Here is a 19,578-nt window from a genome sequence, read left to right as displayed (position 1 = left end):
TATTTATTCTTAAACGAAGTAAAACATGCCATAAAACTTGCGTGAAACTTGTATGAAACGAGAAAGACTGCCCGTCGCACATGAATTGTGCAAGCGGGCAGTCTTTGTAATACGAGATCATGACAACACTTTATTGTGCCGAAGCAAGCTCGATTTGGGCTACTGCTTCCTCTATACCTGGTGTCATTGCAAATGTACGTCCTTGCTGCTGCTCGGCTGGAAGTGAAGCTAGCTGACCGATTCTTCTTTTAACTTCGTTAGAGAGATCGACAACTTGCTGAGCATATTCTTTTGCTTTAGCTTCATCCTTGCCCGTCAGTGCAGTTTGATTTGCTTTGGCGTATGAGGTTATCGCAGCTTCATATAGATTGATGTCCCAAGGGAATTTTTTGACACCTTCATTAATTGTTGCGAGCGATTCTTCAAAAAGTCCCTTTTCTTGCAGAAAACGATATTCCGACATTAGAAGGCTTCGATTATAAGGATCATATTTTCTGCCTTCCTTAACTGTACTAAGTGCCTGATCAAGGAATGTAGCGGTGTTCGTTTGCTTATAAGCCTGCTCCAGCCAGTCAGCTTTCGTTAGCTTATAATAAGGCTGTGTTGGTGAAGACTTAATGGCACGATCAAGAATAGGCAGAAGTTGTTCTAAAGAAGTTTGCTGCCCAACTGCCAAATCGATAGCTTTATTATAGTTACTAGTTGCGTTAGTTTCTCGAATGGCAATGACGAGAAGGAATATAGACAATAACGCCATAACCGCTGGATATGCGATTTTTGGCCAAGATTTATTAAGCTTGCCATTCATACGTTCGATTATTAGCTTGTGGCTATATGGAGCTAGCATACAACCGAGAGAAATAAAGACGAGAGAGATAATATAAATATAGCTCATATCAAAATCGATCACACTGTGGACTAGCAGCGCCAAAGAAAAAATGAAAAAGACAAAATGGCTGCCTCTAAGCTCGGGATAACGAATAAAGGATCGGATGTATAAAAAATATACAAACGCCAGCAGTCCGACGATTGCTAGTAAACCAAGCCAACCGCTCTCCACAAGAACTTGTACAAAGAAGCTATGTGCTTGTCTGCTCCAGTAAGGGTTATTCTGATATTGCTCAAACATGGCTTGCCAAGCGCCGCCGCCGCCCCCAAGCAGAGGGTAATCCTCAGCTACACGAAGACCGTCTTTGTAAAAGGTTAAACGTTCCAAAACGCTGTGCTGTTGGAGGTTAATATTTTCAAAGCGTGCAGCAATTTTGTCAGGAAGCAAGCCGCGAATAGCACTGCTGCCAAGAAGGCTGACCGCTGCTATAGCAGTAAGCACGATTGTAATGACAGGCACAGCCGCAAAAGACCACTTGTACGAAGAAAGCTTGGTAAGCTTCGTTTCTAGGAATGCAGCAGCTTTGGCATGATAAAGCATGATAAGGCCAGTAACAATGAGCAGGCCTAGCACAAGTAATCCCCAGCCCTGCATAGGCAGTGAGCTGAACAAGGAAATTGTACTTGGCGCTTTCGTTTCAGTAGGTTGAACTAGTGTTGCTATTTTATCAGCAATCGTTGTTAGTTTTCCAAGGACAGCCATGGAAACCACTACAGATATGCCCATAAACACGATGTATGTAATTTGCTTCGTTAAGCGTAAGAAAGGCAGTACAATAAGCAGCATAACCGGAATAATAACAATTGCACCGCGGGAATAAGTGAGCATGAATGAAATCCAAATCGGTACAAGCATGGCAGCATGAATGATTCTTGCAGATGGACGCACGCAGTGAACTGCATAATACAAACTAACTAGAAATAAAGCGACTAGGAAGCCGGCGTATGAGTTTGAGTATTGGAATACCGATGAAAGCCGGTAGCCGTCATGTGCAAGCCATAGCGCATCCTTATAATAGATTTGACCAAAAAGGTTGAGTAAACCAAATAGTACAATTAAATAGGAGGAGAGCATAATCGCGTATTCGATCGTTTTGCGCGTAAGCTTATTTTCTGCAAAATACAGAGCGCCTATGAATAAAGCAGCAAGTAAGAAAAATACGAGAGTCATAAACTTCGCGTAATAGGTTGAAACCGCCTGTAATGATGACAACCAATAAATGAATGGAAGCAGCATGACGGCAATCGACAAAATTCCACGATAACTGTTCATCTGTGAGTTGCGATACACATAAAATGCAGTAAAGGCAAGCATCACGTAACCGAAGATGAGTGCCCCATAAATAGGGCCTTCAAAGCTTAATTCGTAGCCGTTAAACAATGCTCTCTCATAGGGGAAGATGACTAGAAATAGAGCGATTCCAATAGCCCCAATCCACCTCAAAAGCGCAAAATCAGCATTTAAAGTGTTCGTATTCCTTTTTGATTTGTTCCGTGCACCCATTCGTATGTACTCCTCATCCATCGTTATGTAGATATGAAACATTTAGCTTTATTTGTATTTTAACAAATGGGGGAGTAGATTACTATATTAGGAGAAGCGATTTGTATGTAGTTTACAAATTTGTAGAATATGAGGTTTTGTCGAAATAGAGATGAAATCGGAAAAATTCTACAATTTATTCGGTGTAAAGGTAGAATAAGGTGTTAATGTGGGAGGAATTTTGGTAAGATAGCAGGGGTAGATTAGTCAAGATTTTCGTTTAAAGAAATGAGGATATTAAGGATGGTTTTAAGCTTTCTTAGAGATTTTAAGAATATACAAAAGTTTATCTGGGAATTCTCAATACGCGATTTTAAAGCTAGATATTTAGGATCTTTTTTAGGAGTTCTGTGGGCATTTATACAACCAACCATTCAAATTATTATATATTGGTTTATTTTTCAGGTTGGATTTAAATCGGTGCCAATTGATAATTTTCCATTTATATTGTGGCTAGTAAGTGCAATGGTCCCATGGTTCTTTGTGTCTGATAGTATACAAAACTCAACAAATTCGATAGTTGATAATAGTTATTTGGTGAAGAAGGTAGTCTTTAGAGTAAGTATTCTTCCCATAGTTAAAGTATATTCAGCTTTGTATATACATTTATTTTTCTTGATATTTATGATTGTAATGTTTGCGTTATACGGTTACTTTCCCTCGATCTATTCTTTACAGGTAATCTATTATTTAGCATCAGCAATTATTCTAGTAATAGGACTCTCATGGATTACTTCATCATTAGTTATATTTCTAAAGGATGTAGGTCAGATTATATCAGTGATGATACAATTCGGTTTTTGGCTAACTCCCATTTTCTATTCTTTGAAAATGGTTCCTGAAAGATTTCATTTCTTTTTTAAGTTAAATCCCTTTTATTATATTGTACAAGGATATCGGGATTCTTTTATCTATCATAAATGGTTTTGGGAGTATCCTAATCTTACAATATATTATTGGTGTTTTACTTTAATTGTTTTAGTTGTAGGTACAGTTGTCTTTAAAAAACTTCGTCCGCATTTTGCAGATGTTTTGTAATAGAAAGGAACATGTAAATGAGCGATGAGTTTGTAATTGAAGTCCGTAATCTAACTAAAAAGTATAAATTGTATGACAAACCTTCGGATCGATTAAAAGAAGCATTAAATCCTGTGAAGAAAAAATATCATAAAGACTTTGGAGCTTTAAAAGATGTAAGCTTTTCATTGAAAAAAGGAGAAGCGCTTGGAATTATCGGTAAAAACGGATCTGGGAAGTCCACTTTGTTGAAGATAATTACAGGTGTTCTTACTCCTACTTCAGGAAGCGTAAATGTAAATGGAAGAATTTCGGCCTTATTGGAGCTAGGGGCTGGTTTTAACCCTGAGTATACTGGTCTGGAGAATATCTATTTAAATGCAACAATCATGGGAATTAGTAATGAAGAAGTGGATGCAAGATTAGATGATATTTTATCTTTCGCCGATATCGGAGAGTTTATAAATCAACCTGTCAAATCATATTCAAGCGGTATGTTTGCCAGATTAGCTTTTGCCGTTGCGATAAATGTTGATCCTGATATTTTAATTGTAGATGAGGCATTAGCAGTAGGTGACATTCATTTTCAAGCGAAGTGTTATCGTAAGTTTGATGAGTTTAAAGAGCAAGGCAAGACAATTTTATTTGTGACTCACTCATTAGACAGTATTATAAGATACTGTACTTCAGCTATTGTCTTGAATGAAGGAGAACTGATTAATCAAGGATCTCCTAAAGAAATGGTAGATATTTTCAAAAAAATTATAACTAAGAGTACAACACGTAATAATGTTAAAGACATAACGAAAGAATCCAATTCTAATTGGAAAGATGAGATGGAGATACATCCTCATCGATTGGAATATGGCGACAAACAAATTGAAATTGTAGACTATGGCATATTCAATGAAGCAAATGAATTAAATACAACGTTACAAAGTGACGAAATGACTACATTTAAAATGAAAATCCATTTTCATCAAGATATTTCAAACCCAATCTTTGCGTATACGATTAAAGATGTAAAAGGTCTTGAAATAGCAGGTAGTAATTCTTGGTATGACAGTGTTCTGACTGGAGATTATAGACAAGGTGATGAAGTAATTGTTACTTTTGTTCATCAATTAAATTTGCAGCATGGAGACTATATGCTGTCATTAGGCTGTACAGGATATGTTGGGGATGAACTGGTTGTTTATCATCGATTATATGACGTTATTTTTTTTAGAGTTGTTTTATTTAAATCCATTGTTGGCATAACAAATTTAAATACCAATATTCATATCGAACGTTTGGGTTAGGGAAGAGGTTACTATGGAGCGAAATAGTGTGAAGTTAAACCTAATATACTATAGTGGCAGTGATTATTATAGTGATGGTGACGTTGAAAATGAATTGCTAGAAATCGTTCAAAAATATGATTCATATGAAAGTATTCTTCAAGATAATAAGAGATGGCCCATACTTTATCACTTGTCTCCATTAAGGTGGAATTTATTGCAATGGTATCCATTTGAAAAAGAGTCATCTTTATTGGAAATTGGAGCAGGCTGCGGTGCTTTAACGGGTCTATTTTGTAAACAGGTACATGATGTTACAGCGGTAGAATTGTCGAAAAAAAGAGCCGAAATCATTTCGCACAGATGTAAAAAGCAAGAGAATCTAGAGATTATAGTTGGTAATATCGAGGATATACATTTTGAAAAAAAATTCGATTATATAACTTTAATAGGTGTATTAGAATACGCTGGAAAATATATAGACGGTGTACAGCCACACAAAAAATTTCTGGAATTAGTTAGATCCTTACTTAAACCGAATGGAACGTTAATAGTAGCCATCGAAAATAAATTTGGGTTAAAATACTGGGCTGGTGCTAGAGAAGATCATTCTGGAAAACTGTTCGAGAGTGTTGAAGGATATCTACAAAATGATGGTGTTAAAACATTCAGTAGAAATGAGTTAGAAGAACTTCTTTATGAATCCGGCTTATTGAGCAATCGGTTTTATTATCCGCTACCTGATTACAAGTTACCTAACAAAATATATTCAGATCACTATCTTCCTAAGCCGGGCGATATTAGAACGACACCTAACTATGATCGGGACCGCTATCTATTATTTAATGAACAAAGCACATTTAACAATATTGTTGATAATAATCAATTTCCGTTTTTCGCAAATTCTTTTTTAACTTTTTCTAGGCAAGGTGATGAATGATGGATATATTGTTTACGAAATATAATAGAGAACGCTTGCCTGAATTCCAGACAGAAACGATTATTTATAGAAAATCAGGTGTTTTTTTTACTCGTAAAAAAGCATTAAACCCTGAAGCGTTTCATCATATTAACCTAATGTTTGATAATTATAATACTTTAAAACATACAATGAAAGCAGTTCAGATAGCGAATTCTGAGCTGGATGGAGATTCCATTACTTTTGAATACTCAGATTCTCCATTATTAGAAAGCTATTTATATAAATCAATGTTAAATAATAATAAAAAATTATTTTTAAATTATCTTGGCATCTACAAGCAAATGATTCATAAACAAGATACGGTCTTTTTCGAAAACTATGAATCAGATCAATTGTTTGAAAATGTGTTCAAAAAGAAAGTGAATCTTCGGAATGTGTTATGTCTTAAGCCCATTAATATTGATTTAACATTCGATAATTTAACTTTTGACGGTGAACGATTGACAGTAATAGATTATGAGTGGGTATTCAAATTTTACTTACCTGTAGAATTCGTAATGTTTAGAAGTGTTACAGAGTTTTTGAGCAAGTATGAGAAAAATTTAGTTGGTTTTGTTAGCATTTCTGAAATATATACATATTTGGGCATAAAAGAGGAACACATTGAACATTTTAAGGAGATGGAAATTGGTTTTCAAAATTTTGTATTTGGAGAATCAAGACATTTCTCAAATGCATCAAAGGTGCAAAATAATGTTATTTCTTTAGCTGATCTTGAGAATATCAACTTAAAACTGAAGCAAGATATTGAGCATAAAAACATTGAATTATTTAATAAAAATAGTGAATTAGAAGAAAGCTTTGTTTTAGTTGGAAATATACGTTCAAGAGCCGAAAGACTTGAGAAAACAATAGATGAGCAAATAGACCAAATCAAGGCATTGGAACTATTCATAACTGAGAAAAATCAAACTATTCTTAATAAAGAGGGACATATCCAACAACTGCTTATTCAAGAACGAGAATTAGAAAACATTTATAAATCAAGTGGTTGGCGATTATTAAAAACATATTATAAAACTCGGGACTCGGTTATACCCACTAATAGTAAAGCTAGATTGGCTGTAAAACTTTTTTCGAGGTTTTTAAGAAATCCCAAATTGCTAATTAATAATTTAAATAAATCAAATTTAAAGAAGCTGAAATATTACTTAAGTTCAGAAGATGCTAGTCTAGTTGAGCATCGGATTGATAGCTTTATGAATAGGCATCAAATTTCGAGTGAACCACAAATGCCAATTCAGTTGTTTAATAACTCTGAGTATTCAAAACTGGAATTTGATTTTCAAGCAGATCCAGAGGTATCAATTATTATTCCAGTTTACAATCAGTTTAGTTATACTTACGCCTGCTTGGCATCTATATTAGAGAACACAAAAGGATTATCATACGAAATCATAATTGCAGATGATATGTCTACAGATGAGACTATTAACATAGAGACCTATATTAAAAATATTACTGTAATTCGGGATGGCGTTAATCGCGGTTTCCTACTGAACTGCAATAATGCTGCAAAACATGCAAAAGGGAAGTATATCTTCTTTCTAAATAATGATACAAATGTTCAAGATCAGTGGTTAGATTATTTACTGAGATTAATTGAATCAGACGATACCATTGGCATGGTGGGGTCGAAACTTATTTATCCAGATGGCAGACAGCAAGAAGCAGGGGGAATCATTTGGAATGATGCTAGCGGCTGGAATTTCGGAAGATTAGATGATCCAGATAAATCGGAATATAGTTATGTGAAAGAGGTCGACTATATCTCTGGTGCGGCTATTTTGGTTAGACATGATTTATGGCTTAAACTTGGCGGGTTTGATGAACAATATGTTCCTGCATACTTTGAGGACACAGATTTGGCTTTCGCAATAAGAAGTCTAGGTTATAAAGTTATGTTGCAGCCTAAGTCAGTAATTGTTCATTTTGAAGGTATTTCTCACGGTACTGATACAGGTAGTGGCATAAAAAGTTATCAGGTTACTAACAAAGAAAAGTTTCTTCAAAAGTGGAAGGCCGATTTGGAGAAAAATCAATTTCCAAATGCAGAGCATGTGTTTTTAGCCCGTGACAGATCAAGATACAAAAAGACAATTGTAGTAGTCGATCATTATGTTCCTCATTATGATAAGGATGCGGGAGGCCGCTGCACAAATTTGTATATGAAGCTTATGGTTTCAATGGGTTACCATGTAATATTTATTGGTGACAATTTTTATAGACATGAACCCTATACGAGTGAGCTTCAGCAGATTGGCATAGAAGTCATATATGGAAATTGGTACGCGAAAAATATTAACCAATGGATTAAAACAAATGGAAAATACATTGATTATGTTTATTTGAATCGACCTCATATATCAATTAAGTATATTGACATCTTTAAAATGCATACAAAGGCTAAAATTATTTATTTCGGTCACGATCTTCATTATCTTCGTGAAATGCGGAATTACGAAATAACAAAAAATCCTAGCCTATTAAAATCATCTATGGAATGGAAAGAAGTAGAGTTTAAATTATTTCATTCCGTAGATGTTATTCATGTTGTAGGTTCCTATGAACAAAAAGTGCTTCAGGAGCAAATTTCGGATAAATCGATTCGGAATATTCCTTTATTTCCTTATGACAGCTTATATTCTACCAATAATCTTGTTCCTGGATTTGATATTCGAAAAGATCTGCTTTTTGTCGGAGGATTTAATCATAAGCCCAATTTTGATGGTATTGTGTGGTTCATTGATCATATCCTACCTCTTATTAAGTTAAACATCCCTGATATTAAGTTGTATATCGTAGGCTCCAACCCTCCTGATGATCTGCTCCAAAAGCAATCTGAAAATATTATTATTACAGGATATGTTACTGATAATGAATTAGAAAAATATTATGCTACTTCTAGAATTGTTGTTGTGCCGTTGCGTTATGGTGCTGGAGTCAAAGGGAAAGTTGTTGAAGCAATGTATTATCAGGTCCCTGTTATAACAACCTCGATTGGAGCTGAAGGCTTGCAGGAGGTCGATGGAGTCTTAACTGTCAAAGATCAAGAGCAAGAGTTCTCCGATGCTGTTATCAGGCTATATAACGATGCTGCCATATGGGATGCAAATTCCGTGGCATCAGTAAATTATGTTGATAAATATTTCACGGTAGAAGCTGCAAAGGAAATTTTATCTTTAGACATTACAAATCAGGAGAATTCCTAATGATAAATGTAGTTTTGTGCGGAGGAAACGGGACCAGATTATGGCCCGTTTCTAGAACGCTTTACCCAAAACAATTTAATAAATTTATGTCTAATCGTTCATTGTTTCAACTGACAGTAGAACGTAATCATTCAATTTGCGATCATACATTAATTGTTTCGAATGAAGAGCAATATTTCTTAGCTCTAGATCACTTAGATGAGCTTCAAATGAAAGAAGCTAAGTTCTTACTTGAACCAATAGGGAGAAACACTGCTCCAGCTATAGCTCTTGCGAGCTTATCAGTCGATGAAGAAGAATTGTTACTTATTACGCCTTCTGATCATATTGTTAAAAATAATGAATATTATCATTCCTGTATACAAAAAGCAAAGCTGTTGGCAGAAGAGGGAAGTCTTGTTACTTTTGGCGTTACGCCAGATTATCCTGAGACAGGTTATGGTTATATTGAAGCAAATGGCAGTACGGTACTTTCCTTTAAGGAGAAGCCAGATCAAAAGCTAGCTGAGAAGTACATACAACAAGGCAATTTTTATTGGAACAGCGGTATTTTTATGTTTAAAGCGGGGGCTTTTCTGAGAGAATTGCAGAGGCATGCTCCTGATATTTACGCAGCTTCACTTACTGCATTTGAGAAAGCGTATAAACATAATGAAATTTATAGAATACATACTAGTGACATGAAATCTATTCCTGCTGACAGCATTGATTATGCTGTGATGGAAAAGAGCAGCATTGTGAAGGTTGTTGCCTCAGATTTCGCATGGTCGGACCTTGGAAGTTTTGAAGCGCTTTATGAAGAGCTTCCGAAAAATAAAGAAGGGAATACAATTACAGATCAGCATATTGGTATCGATTCATCACGAAACTTAATCGTCACTAACCAGCGGATGATTGCTACAGTAGATGTAGATGATCTCGTAATCGTTGACACAGCAGACGCATTATTGATCTCCAAACAAGGTTCTTCACAGAAAGTTAAACAAATTGTAGAAGAATTGAAGAATAGAAGATCTAATTTAAGCGACAATCATGTAACAGCATATAGACCGTGGGGCAATCACACTGTGTTAGATAAGTCCCAAAATTACAAAATAAAAAAAGTGATTGTTAAACCGGGTCAGAAGTTAAGTATTCAAAAACACTTTCATCGGAATGAACACTGGATCGTCGTTAGTGGAACAGCACTTATTACCGTAAATGGTGAGCAGTCTTTACTTCGTACAAATGAATCAACGTTTATTAGAATGGGTGATGAACATTTTGTGGAAAATCCAGGGAAAATTGATCTTCATCTGATTGAGGTACAAGCAGGGGAGTATGTGGAGGAAGACGATGTGGTTCGGTTAAAGAAATAATCTGAAATAGGGAGTTAATATGAAAGAGTCAATTGAAATAGATGGGATTAGTAATACTAAATCTTTGAATGATTTACTAAAGGGAAGAGATAATTATTTTGATTTAATCAGATTGATAGCAGCTCTGCTAGTTATCTTTTCTCATGCCTATCCTCTATCAGGAACAGGAAAAGCGGAACCTTTGTACCACATTACAAATGGTCAAACCACTTTTGGAAATCTAGCTGTAATTATATTTTTTATTATAAGTGGTTTGCTAATAACACAAAGTTTTTTGTATTCCAATAATTTAATTACTTTCTTGAAAAATAGAGTATTAAGAATTTTTCCGGGATTATTGGGAGTATTGTTATTTTCTGCTTTCATATTAGGACCTATGGTTACTTCTTTCTCCGTTAGTGAATATATTTCTAATTATGGTGTAATTCAATATTTAAAAGCTATATTTCTTTTCCCGATGCAGTGGAATTTACCAGGAGTATTTGAGGAGAACGCATATAAAGGCGCTGTGAATGGGTCATTGTGGACGATACCTTTTGAATTTTTGTGTTATCTTCTAATAGGTGCGTTAGGATTTCTAGGGTTACTAAAACACAAGTACTTGGTGTTGTTAGTAACTGCGGGACTTTTTTATTATTACTTGTTTAACGAGAAAATATCGCCAACTGGCGCGGGGCATATTTTTGGATTAGAAATAAAGACATTAGTTGAATTATTATTGTTTTTTCTTATGGGAACTCTAGCCTGTTTATTTAAAGAAATAATTTACTTAGATAAAAAACTTGTTATGATAGGAATATTTATTCTATTTATTTCAATATTTTATGGAGGCTTCAAGCCACTTTTCGCTATCTTTGGTACTTACATTATCCTTTATATTGCGTTTTTACCAAAAACCAAGGTTGCATTAATAACTAAGTACGGTGATTTTTCTTATGGTATATATTTATATGCCTTTCCTATTCAGCAGGCTATAACTCATTGGTATGGAGGTAAGACAAGCCTGTTAGCAAACTTTCTTATTGCAACACCGTTGACAATATTATTTGCAATAGCTTCATGGTTCATAATAGAGAAGAATTTTCTTAAATTGAAAAAGCTCAAGATTGTAGGAGAAACCTTCAAAACTGAAAGTTTTGCTAAACCTATTAAAAAAATGTGTGAGGATTTTAAAACTCTTCTTAAATACCTTCTTAGCATAAGTTGGATGAAATTCTCTATTTATTTTATTATATTTGTTCTGCTATTTTTAAATTTCAATTCGAAGCCGAATGTAATTGAGTTTCCTTATTTGAAGGGTGAGAATATTTTTTATGATGGTTGGCTACCGCAGAATAAAGATGAGAATTATCGATGGATTGCTAATAAGGCTAGTGTTGAGCTAGACGCCTCTATTAATTCTGTATTGATTATTAATGGATTTGTACCAGAGTCCTTTACTGAGGTTAATAAGGTTATCATATATTCAGATAATATGATGGTTGGAGAGAGTAATCTTATAGCAGGTGAAGGTTTCTTTTTAAATTTCCCGATAAAATCGAAGAGTAATAGCACTGTAGTGACTATAGAGTTTAATGCAGCGCACATTCCTGCGGATAATGATGTCGATCAAAGATTATTGAGCGCTTTAATAAGTAAAATTGAGATAAAAAACTGAAATAGTATTACCTTACTATTTCACTAGATGATACAGGGATCGGGAGGGCATTATGAAATTGAAGCTAGAGTTGAGAAAGAAAAGTTTAATATTCTGCTTAATAATTATTTCAATATGCTCAGTTTTATTTCAATTTTCCGCATTGAAGAACATATTGTATAAGGTTTATAAATGGCAATTAGCACAACCCGAATCAATTAATGGATTGCTAGAATTATTTATTGTTGCAATTATTTTTTGCGTAATAATTTTTATTATTAAGTCTAGATGGTCTACACTACTGATTATTATTGTTTGTGGAATTTTCCTGCAAATTCACGGAGTTTTGTTATCTGCTATGTTGTGCTTAATTTACTTTGAATCAATCATGTCAATTGGTAGATCTAGCATATCTTTTTTATTTAAAAAGAAAGAAAGAAATTCAGAATATCTATCTTATTTCTTAGTTGGTTTATTGATATGGAGTTTTGTAAGTATTGTGAGTTCTTTATTTGGTTTTGGGGGTATCAATGATTTAAGAATAGTAACAATAATTCTAGTATTGATAAGTTTTATTAACGGATTTAATACACCTTTCGTTGTACATATCTTCAAAAAATACAAAACCTTAACGAAGTATGAGAAGTTACCTGCGTCATTTTTGTTGTTATTAATATTAATTCAATTCGCTAAATCAAACACACTTTTAGCAAATGAATTTGATTCAGTGTGGTATGGATTGAGGCCAGAAGCTGTGCTAGTTGGGGGGGATTCTTTTTTTGACAATTTAGGTTTTTTGAGCTTTGTCCATTTTTATCCTAAGTTATTCGAGTTATTCTTGCTCCCAATGAGCAATTTAGGAAGTTATAAGTATATTCTATCTGTAAATGTGATGATATTATCCCTTTTGATGTATTTAATGATTTATTTTTTCAAAGAAATGAAAATTAATAAAGTAGTCTCCTTGTTTTATACGTGTTTGATAGCAAGTACCCCAGTTATTTCAAACATGGCTTCTACTGCAAAATCAGATATATCCTCTACTTTTTTATTGGTTCTTGGGGTATATTACATTTGGAATTGGATATTGGAAATATCTAAACCGAACGTAAATATAAAAAGCGAGTATTTGTGGTTTGCTACCATAGCATTTGTTTTGTCACTTGGTGGTAAGCCTACTAGTATAGTGTATGTTCCATTTATAATTCTTGGTTTAGCGTTATATATAATTATTAATAAAAAAGAATTCAAACATAATAATTTAATTAATATTGTTGGTTTTAATTTGAGAGTTTTTGTGCTTTTTGTTTTATCATTGTTGGTATATTTAGGAGTTTGTTATAGAACGTATAAGATTACAGGGTTTCCAATCTACCCAACTCTAGGTAACCTTTGGTCACATCTGGGTTTTGAAGGGAAATATCCACATATTCTAAAAAATGTAGGTGAATTTGCGGCCTCTTTTGAAATAAGGAGTTTCGTAACCCGTTGGTATCACATGTTCTTTGATCCTCAACCATTTGGGCATGTAATTATGCTTTGGATTGGTAATTTGAGTTTCTTATTAGTGGGATTATTTATATTGATTTTCGGTTTTAAAATTAAATCTATAGAAAAAAACAATTTTCTGTTTCTAGTTTCTCCAATATGTCTCCTTGGTATCTATTATGCGACCATTATTCCAAATGGAGGAGACGGTAATACCTATATGGTTCCTCTAATATTAGGAATGATTGGTCTATTGACGTTCATGAATTCTTTACTATTTCAATATAAAAAGATGCTATTGATTTCCTTGTTATTATTTATACCTATCCAGACATTAGTAATGTTTGTTTCACATCCATCATGGAGTTATGGTATGTCTCCCGTGAACTTCACTTACAAGGATGTCAATAATACAAAAGAAATCAAAAATAAAATGTTTGAATATCACGGTTTATCAGAAATTGAAAAATACTTAAATAATACAGGAAGCATGGATAGATGTATAGGGTATGGGGACGATTATTTATTAAATCAGCTCGCGTGTGGGATGGAGACTGTTAATGCTTCTGGAAATGATTATTTAGGCAATTCAAAAATATTTTCTGATCTTAAAAGTTTAAATGAATATATTACTTGGAGTAAAGTTAAATATATTATATTGCCAAATACAGTTGAAGAAAGTAAAGACCCTATTTATATACTCTTAGATGAATTTAGGAAAACCAGTAATCAGAATGGTCAGGTCCTATCTGGAGAAAAGTATGATCTAATACTCATTGATACAAAAGAACAATGAGTAATAGTGTGAATTTGGATGTATTGTTAGAATTTCTACAGATCCGTTATCTGAAAGGAAGAATTATATGCATGTTTCAATTGTGACAACACTCTACAAATCAGAGAAATATTTAGAGGAATTTTATACTCGAATAAAAAATACATTGAAGTCTATGAACCTAACCCATGAAATTATTATGGTTAACGATGGCTCGCCGGATAATTCATTGGATATAGCTACTAAAATTCAGAATATTGATACTTCAGTTAAAGTTATAGATTTATCAAAGAATTTTGGACATCATAAAGCTATTCTTACAGGACTATCTTACGTATCAGGTAATATTGTTTTTTTAATTGATTGTGATTTAGAAGAGGAACCTGAATTATTATCACAATTTTATAAAGAATGGATAGAAAATGAAGAAGTGTATGATGTAATGTATGGAATTCAAGAAAATAGAAGTGGAACCTTCTATAGACGTATTGCAGGGGCGATGTTCTACAAGTTATTCAACTATTTATCTGATGTTCAAATTTCTGAAAATATATGTACTGTGCGCTTAATGACTAAAAGGTACGTTGATAGTTTATTGGGCTTCAAAGATAAAAATGTTTTTTTAGCTGCATTATTTGAGAAGACGGGTTTTAAACAAAAATCTATTAGGATAAACAAAAACTACAAGGGTAGCTCCTCTTATAATACATTTAAGAAGATTGCGTTAATGACTGATGCAATAACGTCATTTAGTAGTAAACCTTTATTGGTTATTATGATGACTGGATTAATGATCTCTTCAATTTCATTTCTATATGCTTTTTTTCTAATTGTTCGTAAAATTTTCAATATATCCATGATTAGTGGTTGGACAAGTTTAATGGTTTCTGTATGGTTTCTAAGTGGGATTATTTTATTTTCTATTGGGACTTTAGGAATTTATATTTCGAAAATTTATACTGAGACTAAGGATAGACCTATTACTGTAATAAAAAAAATATACGAATATGAAGATGGAGAATTTTAATGAGCAATGTGATAATTTATGGTTCGCAACAATTTTCGCAATATGTGAGAGACCTTGTAATTGAATGTGGTCATAGCTTTGTCGGCTTTATAGATGATTTTAATGATCAAGGTGAAAATATTCTAGGGTCTTTTAACAAAGTGAAAGAGACCTTTAAAAAAGAAGACTATGATATTGTTATTGCAATTGGATACTCCGACTTGAAAACAAGATGGGATGTCTATGAAAGAGTTGTGGAGAGTGGTTATAAAGTTATTTCATTAATTCATCCAAAAGCAAATATACATAAATCATCTATTATTGGTAATGGAACGATAATATCCATAGGAGCAATTTTAGACTATAACACAAAGGTTGGAGAAGTTACTTTTATATGGCCTGGAGTAATAGTGAACCATGATTCTAATATTGGTTCAAATTGTTTCTTATCTCCACAGGTTAATATTTGCGGTTTTGTTAATATAGGAGATCATTGTTTTGTAGGTGCTTCGGCTGTTGTGGTAAATGGTAACAATATTCCAGATAACTCATTTGTTAAAGCTGGGGTAGTTTATCACAGGAAAGGAGGTACAGAATGAAAAAAGTAGCAATAATTCAATCGAACTACATACCATGGAAAGGTTATTTTGACATTATTAACGATGTTGACCTTTTTGTGTTTTATGATGATGTTCAATATACTAAGAATGATTGGAGAAATCGTAACAAAATTAAATCGTCGACAGGCTCTCAGTGGATAACAATACCTGTAAATGCATCAAATGATTTATTGATATGTGATGTTGTTTTGTCAAATTCCAATCTTTTAGCCAAGCACTTCAAAACATTAAATGCTCTGTACTCAAAGGCAGCTTATTATAAACTGTATAAGCCATTTCTTGAATACGTATATTTAGAACTGAAGTGGTCTAATCTCTCAGAATTAAATCAATATTTAATTAAATATATATCAAGGGAATTTTTAGGCATTACTACTGAGTTTAAAGACTCGCGTGAGTTTGTTAGTACGGGAAAAAAATTGGATAGATTAATTGATATTTTGAAAAAAACAGAGGCAAAAGAGTATATCTCAGGACCTGCGGCAAGTGATTATATTGATCCATCTCGATTTCATGTAGAGGGGATTGAACTAGTCTATAAGGATTATAAGGATTACCCAGAGTATGAACAGTTTCATCCTCCCTTTGATCATTACGTATCAATACTAGATTTATTGTTTCATGCTGGTCCTGAATCCGCATATTTAATATGGGGCTGGAGGCAAGAGAAGCATGCAGTCAAAGGTTAATTACTTATATTTGATATTGAGTATATTTTTTCAATCAGTTTCTTTTATATTTTCAAAAATAGCTTCATTAGAAATGGAATCTAATAATTTCATAGGGACAATGCTAAATATCTATTACTTATTGTCATTATTTCTTTTAGTCCTACAAGCAGGATTTTGGCAATTAACGCTCAGAAAAGTTGAACTATCAGTAGCATACCCATTAACAGCTTTTAATAATGTCTTTATTCTAATATTCAGCTTTTATATATTTGGTGAACAAATCACTACTAATAATATTTTAGGAGTAATAATAATTATGATAGGGATAGTAGTTCTGAACTTAAAGAGTGTGACTAAATGACATTAGCACTCATTTTCATATTGGTTTTGATTAATAGTTTTGCTCAAATATTATTAAAAATTGGGGCTACCAAAGTAGGTAAGAAAGTATTTTTTTTGAGAATCAGTCCCGAAACAATATTTGGATATTTATTGTTTTTTATTGCAACACTATTATCAGTCTACCTTCTGAAATTTATTGAATTTAAGAGTTTAACTTTAGTTATAGCGCTAAATTATGTTGGTACATTAGTGTTTTCCAATTTAATACTGAAGGAAAAGTACACCAAGATAAAAGTGATTTCAACAATATTAATTATTGCGGGAGTGATTGTTTTTAATATATGAACATAAAAAGGTTTTTGTTCAGCCTCTATTCGTATTTATTCAATTTGTTTTTTATTTTATTAGAAGTTCTCCCTCCAATTATTCGAGGACTCATGTTCAAGATAGTATTTAAAAATTTTGGTACAAATAATAATATTGATTATAAGACGTATTTTAGATACCCAACGAAAATCTCAATCGGTAATAATGTGTGGATTAATAGAGGTTGTCAATTATACGGTTCTTATTATATTAAAGATGCGGAAATTGTTCTAGGTAATAATATTGCTTTAGGACCGAATGTGATTATATTCTCGGCTTCTCATGATTATCGGTATTTAAATCTTCCTGATACAGCAGGTTCTGTCATAATTAACAATAATGTATGGGTTGGTGGGAACACTATTATCTTGCCTGGTGTAGTTATTGGTGAAGGGGCTGTAGTTGGTGCTGGCTCTATCGTAACAAAAAATATTCCACCATATTCTATAGCAATTGGAAGCCCAGCAGTAGTTATTAAAAGGAGAGAGATTATTAATGATACTGTTTAATATCCCTACAATAACTGGTAAGGAACAAACTTATATTCAAAAGGCGATTTTAGGGGGAAAACTTTCAGGAGATGGTGAATACACTAAGTTAAGTAATCAGTGGATGGAGAACAGATTTGATACTCTCAAAGTATTATTAACAACATCGTGTACGCATGCTCTAGAAATGGCAGCGATTTTAGCTAACATTAAAGAAGGCGATGAAATTATAATGCCTTCTTATACATTTGTTTCTACTGCAAACGCATTTGTATTGAGAGGTGCCAAAATTGTTTTCGTGGATATTCGTCCAGATACGATGAACATAGATGAAACATTAATTGAGGAAGCGATTACCTCAAAAACAAAAGCAATTGTACCTGTTCATTATGCAGGCGTATCTTGTGAAATGGATAAAATTATGGAACTGGCTCTGAAGTATAATCTATTAGTAATTGAGGATGCTGCACAAGGAGTAATGAGTCAGTACAAGGGCAGGCATCTAGGGACTTTAGGTCATATAGGAGCCTATAGTTTTCATGAAACTAAAAATTATAATTGTGGTGAGGGCGGAGCTCTACTATTGAATCTTAATGGATATATAGAGCGGTCGGAAATTATTCGTGAAAAAGGAACAAATCGATCAAGGTTTTTTAGAGGTCAGGTAGATAAGTATTCTTGGGTTGATATAGGTTCCTCTTACTTGCCTAGTGAAATCAATGCAGCATTTTTATATGCGCAATTAGAGAATGCTGAGGCAATAAATAATAATCGATTAGAAACTTGGAATAGCTATTATTTAGGATTGTCTCAGCTCAAGGATGATGGATTTATTGAATTACCTCATATTCCAGATGAGTGTGCTCATAATGCACATATGTTTTATTTAAAATGTAAGTCTCTTCACGAGAGAACAAGATTAATGAGTTATCTGAAGGAATGTGACATCCAATCGGTATTTCATTATGTTCCATTACATTCATCTGAAGCTGGTATTAAATATGGAAGGTTTAATGGTGAAGATAGATTTACAACAACGGAAAGCGAAAAGCTATTAAGGCTACCAATGTATTATAATTTATCGAAAAGTGATGTTGAGAAAGTAGTAGACTGCATCAATAAGTTTTATAAATCATAATTGGGAAGTGACAAGATGAAGGGTATCATTTTAGCCGGGGGAACGGGTTCAAGATTATTTCCCCTTACAAAAGTAACTAATAAACATTTATTGCCTGTAGGTAAATATCCGATGATTTTTCATTCTATACATAAACTAAAAGAAGCGGATATAGTTGATATATTAATCGTTACTGGTAAGGATCATATGGGGGATGTTGTTAACCTTCTTGGTAGTGGTTATGAATTTGGGGTAAACTTTACATATAAAGTGCAAGATGAAGCAGGTGGAATAGCGCAAGCACTGGGCCTAGCAGAGAGCTTCGTGAACGGTGATCAGATGGTTGTGATCCTTGGTGATAATGTCTTCGAAGATGGTATTTCACCATTCGTTAGTAGTTTTAAACAGCAGAGTAAAGGTGCTAGAATCATAATTCAAGAGGTTCATGACCCTCAGAGATATGGTGTGGCTGAGCTTCAAGGTAATAATATTATTTCTATTGAAGAAAAACCGAAGAAACCAAAAAGCAATTATGCAGTTACTGGGATTTATATGTTTGATTCCAAAGTATTTGATATTGTTAAAAAATTAAAACCTTCAGGCCGCGGTGAATTGGAAATCACTGATGTTAATAATGCATATATTAAGGATATGCAATTATCATTTGATATATTACCAGGTTGGTGGACAGATGCAGGTACACATGACTCATTTGCAAAAGCTAATGAATTGGCGAAAGAAACGACTTTTGGTGAAGAGTTTGGAAAATTAAAATTATAAAAAGTAGGT

16 protein-coding genes are annotated in these 19,578 nt (G+C 33.4%); 15 read left to right on the top strand and 1 reads right to left on the bottom strand.

Translation table 11 applies throughout. The annotated features are described in order from the left end of the window. Positions 1-130 precede the first annotated feature (130 nt). Complete coding sequence (locus AC0VYE_RS27090) at positions 131-2,392, bottom strand: O-antigen ligase family protein (RefSeq protein ID WP_475443652.1); 2,262 nt, start codon at positions 2,390-2,392, stop codon at positions 131-133. Positions 2,393-2,674: 282 nt separating this feature from the next. On the opposite strand from AC0VYE_RS27090, the gene AC0VYE_RS27085 reads away from it, so the two are divergent. The 15 genes from AC0VYE_RS27085 to AC0VYE_RS27015 all read left to right on the top strand — a co-directional run bounded on the left by AC0VYE_RS27085 (position 2,675) and on the right by AC0VYE_RS27015 (position 19,569). Continuing rightward, positions 2,675-3,469, top strand: coding sequence for an ABC transporter permease (locus AC0VYE_RS27085; protein ID WP_475443650.1), 795 nt, complete (start codon positions 2,675-2,677; stop codon positions 3,467-3,469). 17 nt (positions 3,470-3,486) lie between these two features. Then, entirely contained in the window at positions 3,487-4,749 is a 1,263-nt protein-coding gene (locus AC0VYE_RS27080; RefSeq protein ID WP_475443647.1) for an ABC transporter ATP-binding protein, read from the top strand. Positions 4,750-4,762: 13 nt separating this feature from the next. Beyond that, entirely contained in the window at positions 4,763-5,668 is a 906-nt protein-coding gene (locus tag AC0VYE_RS27075; protein ID WP_475443645.1) for a class I SAM-dependent methyltransferase, read from the top strand. Beyond that, positions 5,665-8,922: a glycosyltransferase gene (locus tag AC0VYE_RS27070; protein WP_475443643.1), complete on the top strand. Its 3,258-nt coding sequence runs from the start codon at positions 5,665-5,667 to the stop codon at positions 8,920-8,922. The genes AC0VYE_RS27075 and AC0VYE_RS27070 overlap by 4 nt, the downstream gene beginning before the upstream one ends. Then, positions 8,922-10,280: a mannose-1-phosphate guanylyltransferase/mannose-6-phosphate isomerase gene (locus AC0VYE_RS27065; protein ID WP_475443641.1), complete on the top strand. Its 1,359-nt coding sequence runs from the start codon at positions 8,922-8,924 to the stop codon at positions 10,278-10,280. The genes AC0VYE_RS27070 and AC0VYE_RS27065 overlap by 1 nt, the downstream gene beginning before the upstream one ends. A gap of 19 nt (positions 10,281-10,299) precedes the next feature. Then, entirely contained in the window at positions 10,300-11,937 is a 1,638-nt protein-coding gene (locus AC0VYE_RS27060) for an acyltransferase family protein (RefSeq protein ID WP_475443639.1), read from the top strand. Between the two features lie 52 nt (positions 11,938-11,989). Next, positions 11,990-14,200: a hypothetical protein gene (locus AC0VYE_RS27055; RefSeq protein ID WP_475443638.1), complete on the top strand. Its 2,211-nt coding sequence runs from the start codon at positions 11,990-11,992 to the stop codon at positions 14,198-14,200. Between the two features lie 67 nt (positions 14,201-14,267). Further along, on the top strand, positions 14,268-15,206 hold the full coding sequence (locus AC0VYE_RS27050; RefSeq protein WP_475443636.1) for a glycosyltransferase family 2 protein: 939 nt from the start codon (positions 14,268-14,270) through the stop codon (positions 15,204-15,206). Further along, a complete protein-coding gene (locus AC0VYE_RS27045; RefSeq protein ID WP_475443634.1) occupies positions 15,206-15,784 on the top strand; it encodes a PglD-related sugar-binding protein in 579 nt (192 codons plus the stop codon). Before AC0VYE_RS27050 ends, AC0VYE_RS27045 begins: the two co-directional genes overlap by 1 nt. Beyond that, entirely contained in the window at positions 15,781-16,494 is a 714-nt protein-coding gene (locus tag AC0VYE_RS27040) for a WbqC family protein (protein WP_475443632.1), read from the top strand. Before AC0VYE_RS27045 ends, AC0VYE_RS27040 begins: the two co-directional genes overlap by 4 nt. Beyond that, positions 16,478-16,837, top strand: coding sequence for an EamA family transporter (locus AC0VYE_RS27035; RefSeq protein WP_475443630.1), 360 nt, complete (start codon positions 16,478-16,480; stop codon positions 16,835-16,837). The genes AC0VYE_RS27040 and AC0VYE_RS27035 overlap by 17 nt, the downstream gene beginning before the upstream one ends. Further along, positions 16,834-17,163, top strand: coding sequence for an EamA family transporter (locus tag AC0VYE_RS27030; protein WP_430059769.1), 330 nt, complete (start codon positions 16,834-16,836; stop codon positions 17,161-17,163). The genes AC0VYE_RS27035 and AC0VYE_RS27030 overlap by 4 nt, the downstream gene beginning before the upstream one ends. Before the next feature lie 92 nt (positions 17,164-17,255). Next, on the top strand, positions 17,256-17,693 hold the full coding sequence (locus AC0VYE_RS27025; RefSeq protein WP_430059771.1) for an acyltransferase: 438 nt from the start codon (positions 17,256-17,258) through the stop codon (positions 17,691-17,693). Further along, positions 17,680-18,810 carry a dTDP-4-amino-4,6-dideoxygalactose transaminase gene (gene rffA, locus AC0VYE_RS27020; protein ID WP_475443628.1) on the top strand — a complete coding sequence of 377 codons (1,131 nt, stop codon included), beginning with the start codon at positions 17,680-17,682 and terminating at the stop codon, positions 18,808-18,810. Before AC0VYE_RS27025 ends, rffA begins: the two co-directional genes overlap by 14 nt. A 15-nt stretch (positions 18,811-18,825) precedes the next feature. After that, the gene (locus AC0VYE_RS27015; protein ID WP_475443626.1) at positions 18,826-19,569 is read left to right on the top strand and encodes a sugar phosphate nucleotidyltransferase; all 744 of its coding nucleotides are present in this window, start codon (positions 18,826-18,828) and stop codon (positions 19,567-19,569) included. Positions 19,570-19,578: the final 9 nt, after the last annotated feature.

Source organism: Pristimantibacillus sp. Z349TD_6 (genome assembly GCF_056173205.1).
This window is presented reverse-complemented; position numbering and strand designations above follow the sequence as displayed.

Bases quoted from the DNA above. Each gene is read 5' to 3' on its own strand.
- AC0VYE_RS27090 (WP_475443652.1), bottom strand. From the start codon at position 2,392: ATGGGTGCACGGAACAAATCAAAAAGGAATACGAACACTTTAAATGCT.
- AC0VYE_RS27085 (WP_475443650.1), top strand. From the start codon at position 2,675: ATGGTTTTAAGCTTTCTTAGAGATTTTAAGAATATACAAAAGTTTATC.
- AC0VYE_RS27080 (WP_475443647.1), top strand. From the start codon at position 3,487: ATGAGCGATGAGTTTGTAATTGAAGTCCGTAATCTAACTAAAAAGTAT.
- AC0VYE_RS27075 (WP_475443645.1), top strand. From the start codon at position 4,763: ATGGAGCGAAATAGTGTGAAGTTAAACCTAATATACTATAGTGGCAGT.
- AC0VYE_RS27070 (WP_475443643.1), top strand. From the start codon at position 5,665: ATGATGGATATATTGTTTACGAAATATAATAGAGAACGCTTGCCTGAA.
- AC0VYE_RS27065 (WP_475443641.1), top strand. From the start codon at position 8,922: ATGATAAATGTAGTTTTGTGCGGAGGAAACGGGACCAGATTATGGCCC.
- AC0VYE_RS27060 (WP_475443639.1), top strand. From the start codon at position 10,300: ATGAAAGAGTCAATTGAAATAGATGGGATTAGTAATACTAAATCTTTG.
- AC0VYE_RS27055 (WP_475443638.1), top strand. From the start codon at position 11,990: ATGAAATTGAAGCTAGAGTTGAGAAAGAAAAGTTTAATATTCTGCTTA.
- AC0VYE_RS27050 (WP_475443636.1), top strand. From the start codon at position 14,268: ATGCATGTTTCAATTGTGACAACACTCTACAAATCAGAGAAATATTTA.
- AC0VYE_RS27045 (WP_475443634.1), top strand. From the start codon at position 15,206: ATGAGCAATGTGATAATTTATGGTTCGCAACAATTTTCGCAATATGTG.
- AC0VYE_RS27040 (WP_475443632.1), top strand. From the start codon at position 15,781: ATGAAAAAAGTAGCAATAATTCAATCGAACTACATACCATGGAAAGGT.
- AC0VYE_RS27035 (WP_475443630.1), top strand. From the start codon at position 16,478: ATGCAGTCAAAGGTTAATTACTTATATTTGATATTGAGTATATTTTTT.
- AC0VYE_RS27030 (WP_430059769.1), top strand. From the start codon at position 16,834: ATGACATTAGCACTCATTTTCATATTGGTTTTGATTAATAGTTTTGCT.
- AC0VYE_RS27025 (WP_430059771.1), top strand. From the start codon at position 17,256: ATGTTCAAGATAGTATTTAAAAATTTTGGTACAAATAATAATATTGAT.
- rffA (WP_475443628.1), top strand. From the start codon at position 17,680: ATGATACTGTTTAATATCCCTACAATAACTGGTAAGGAACAAACTTAT.
- AC0VYE_RS27015 (WP_475443626.1), top strand. From the start codon at position 18,826: ATGAAGGGTATCATTTTAGCCGGGGGAACGGGTTCAAGATTATTTCCC.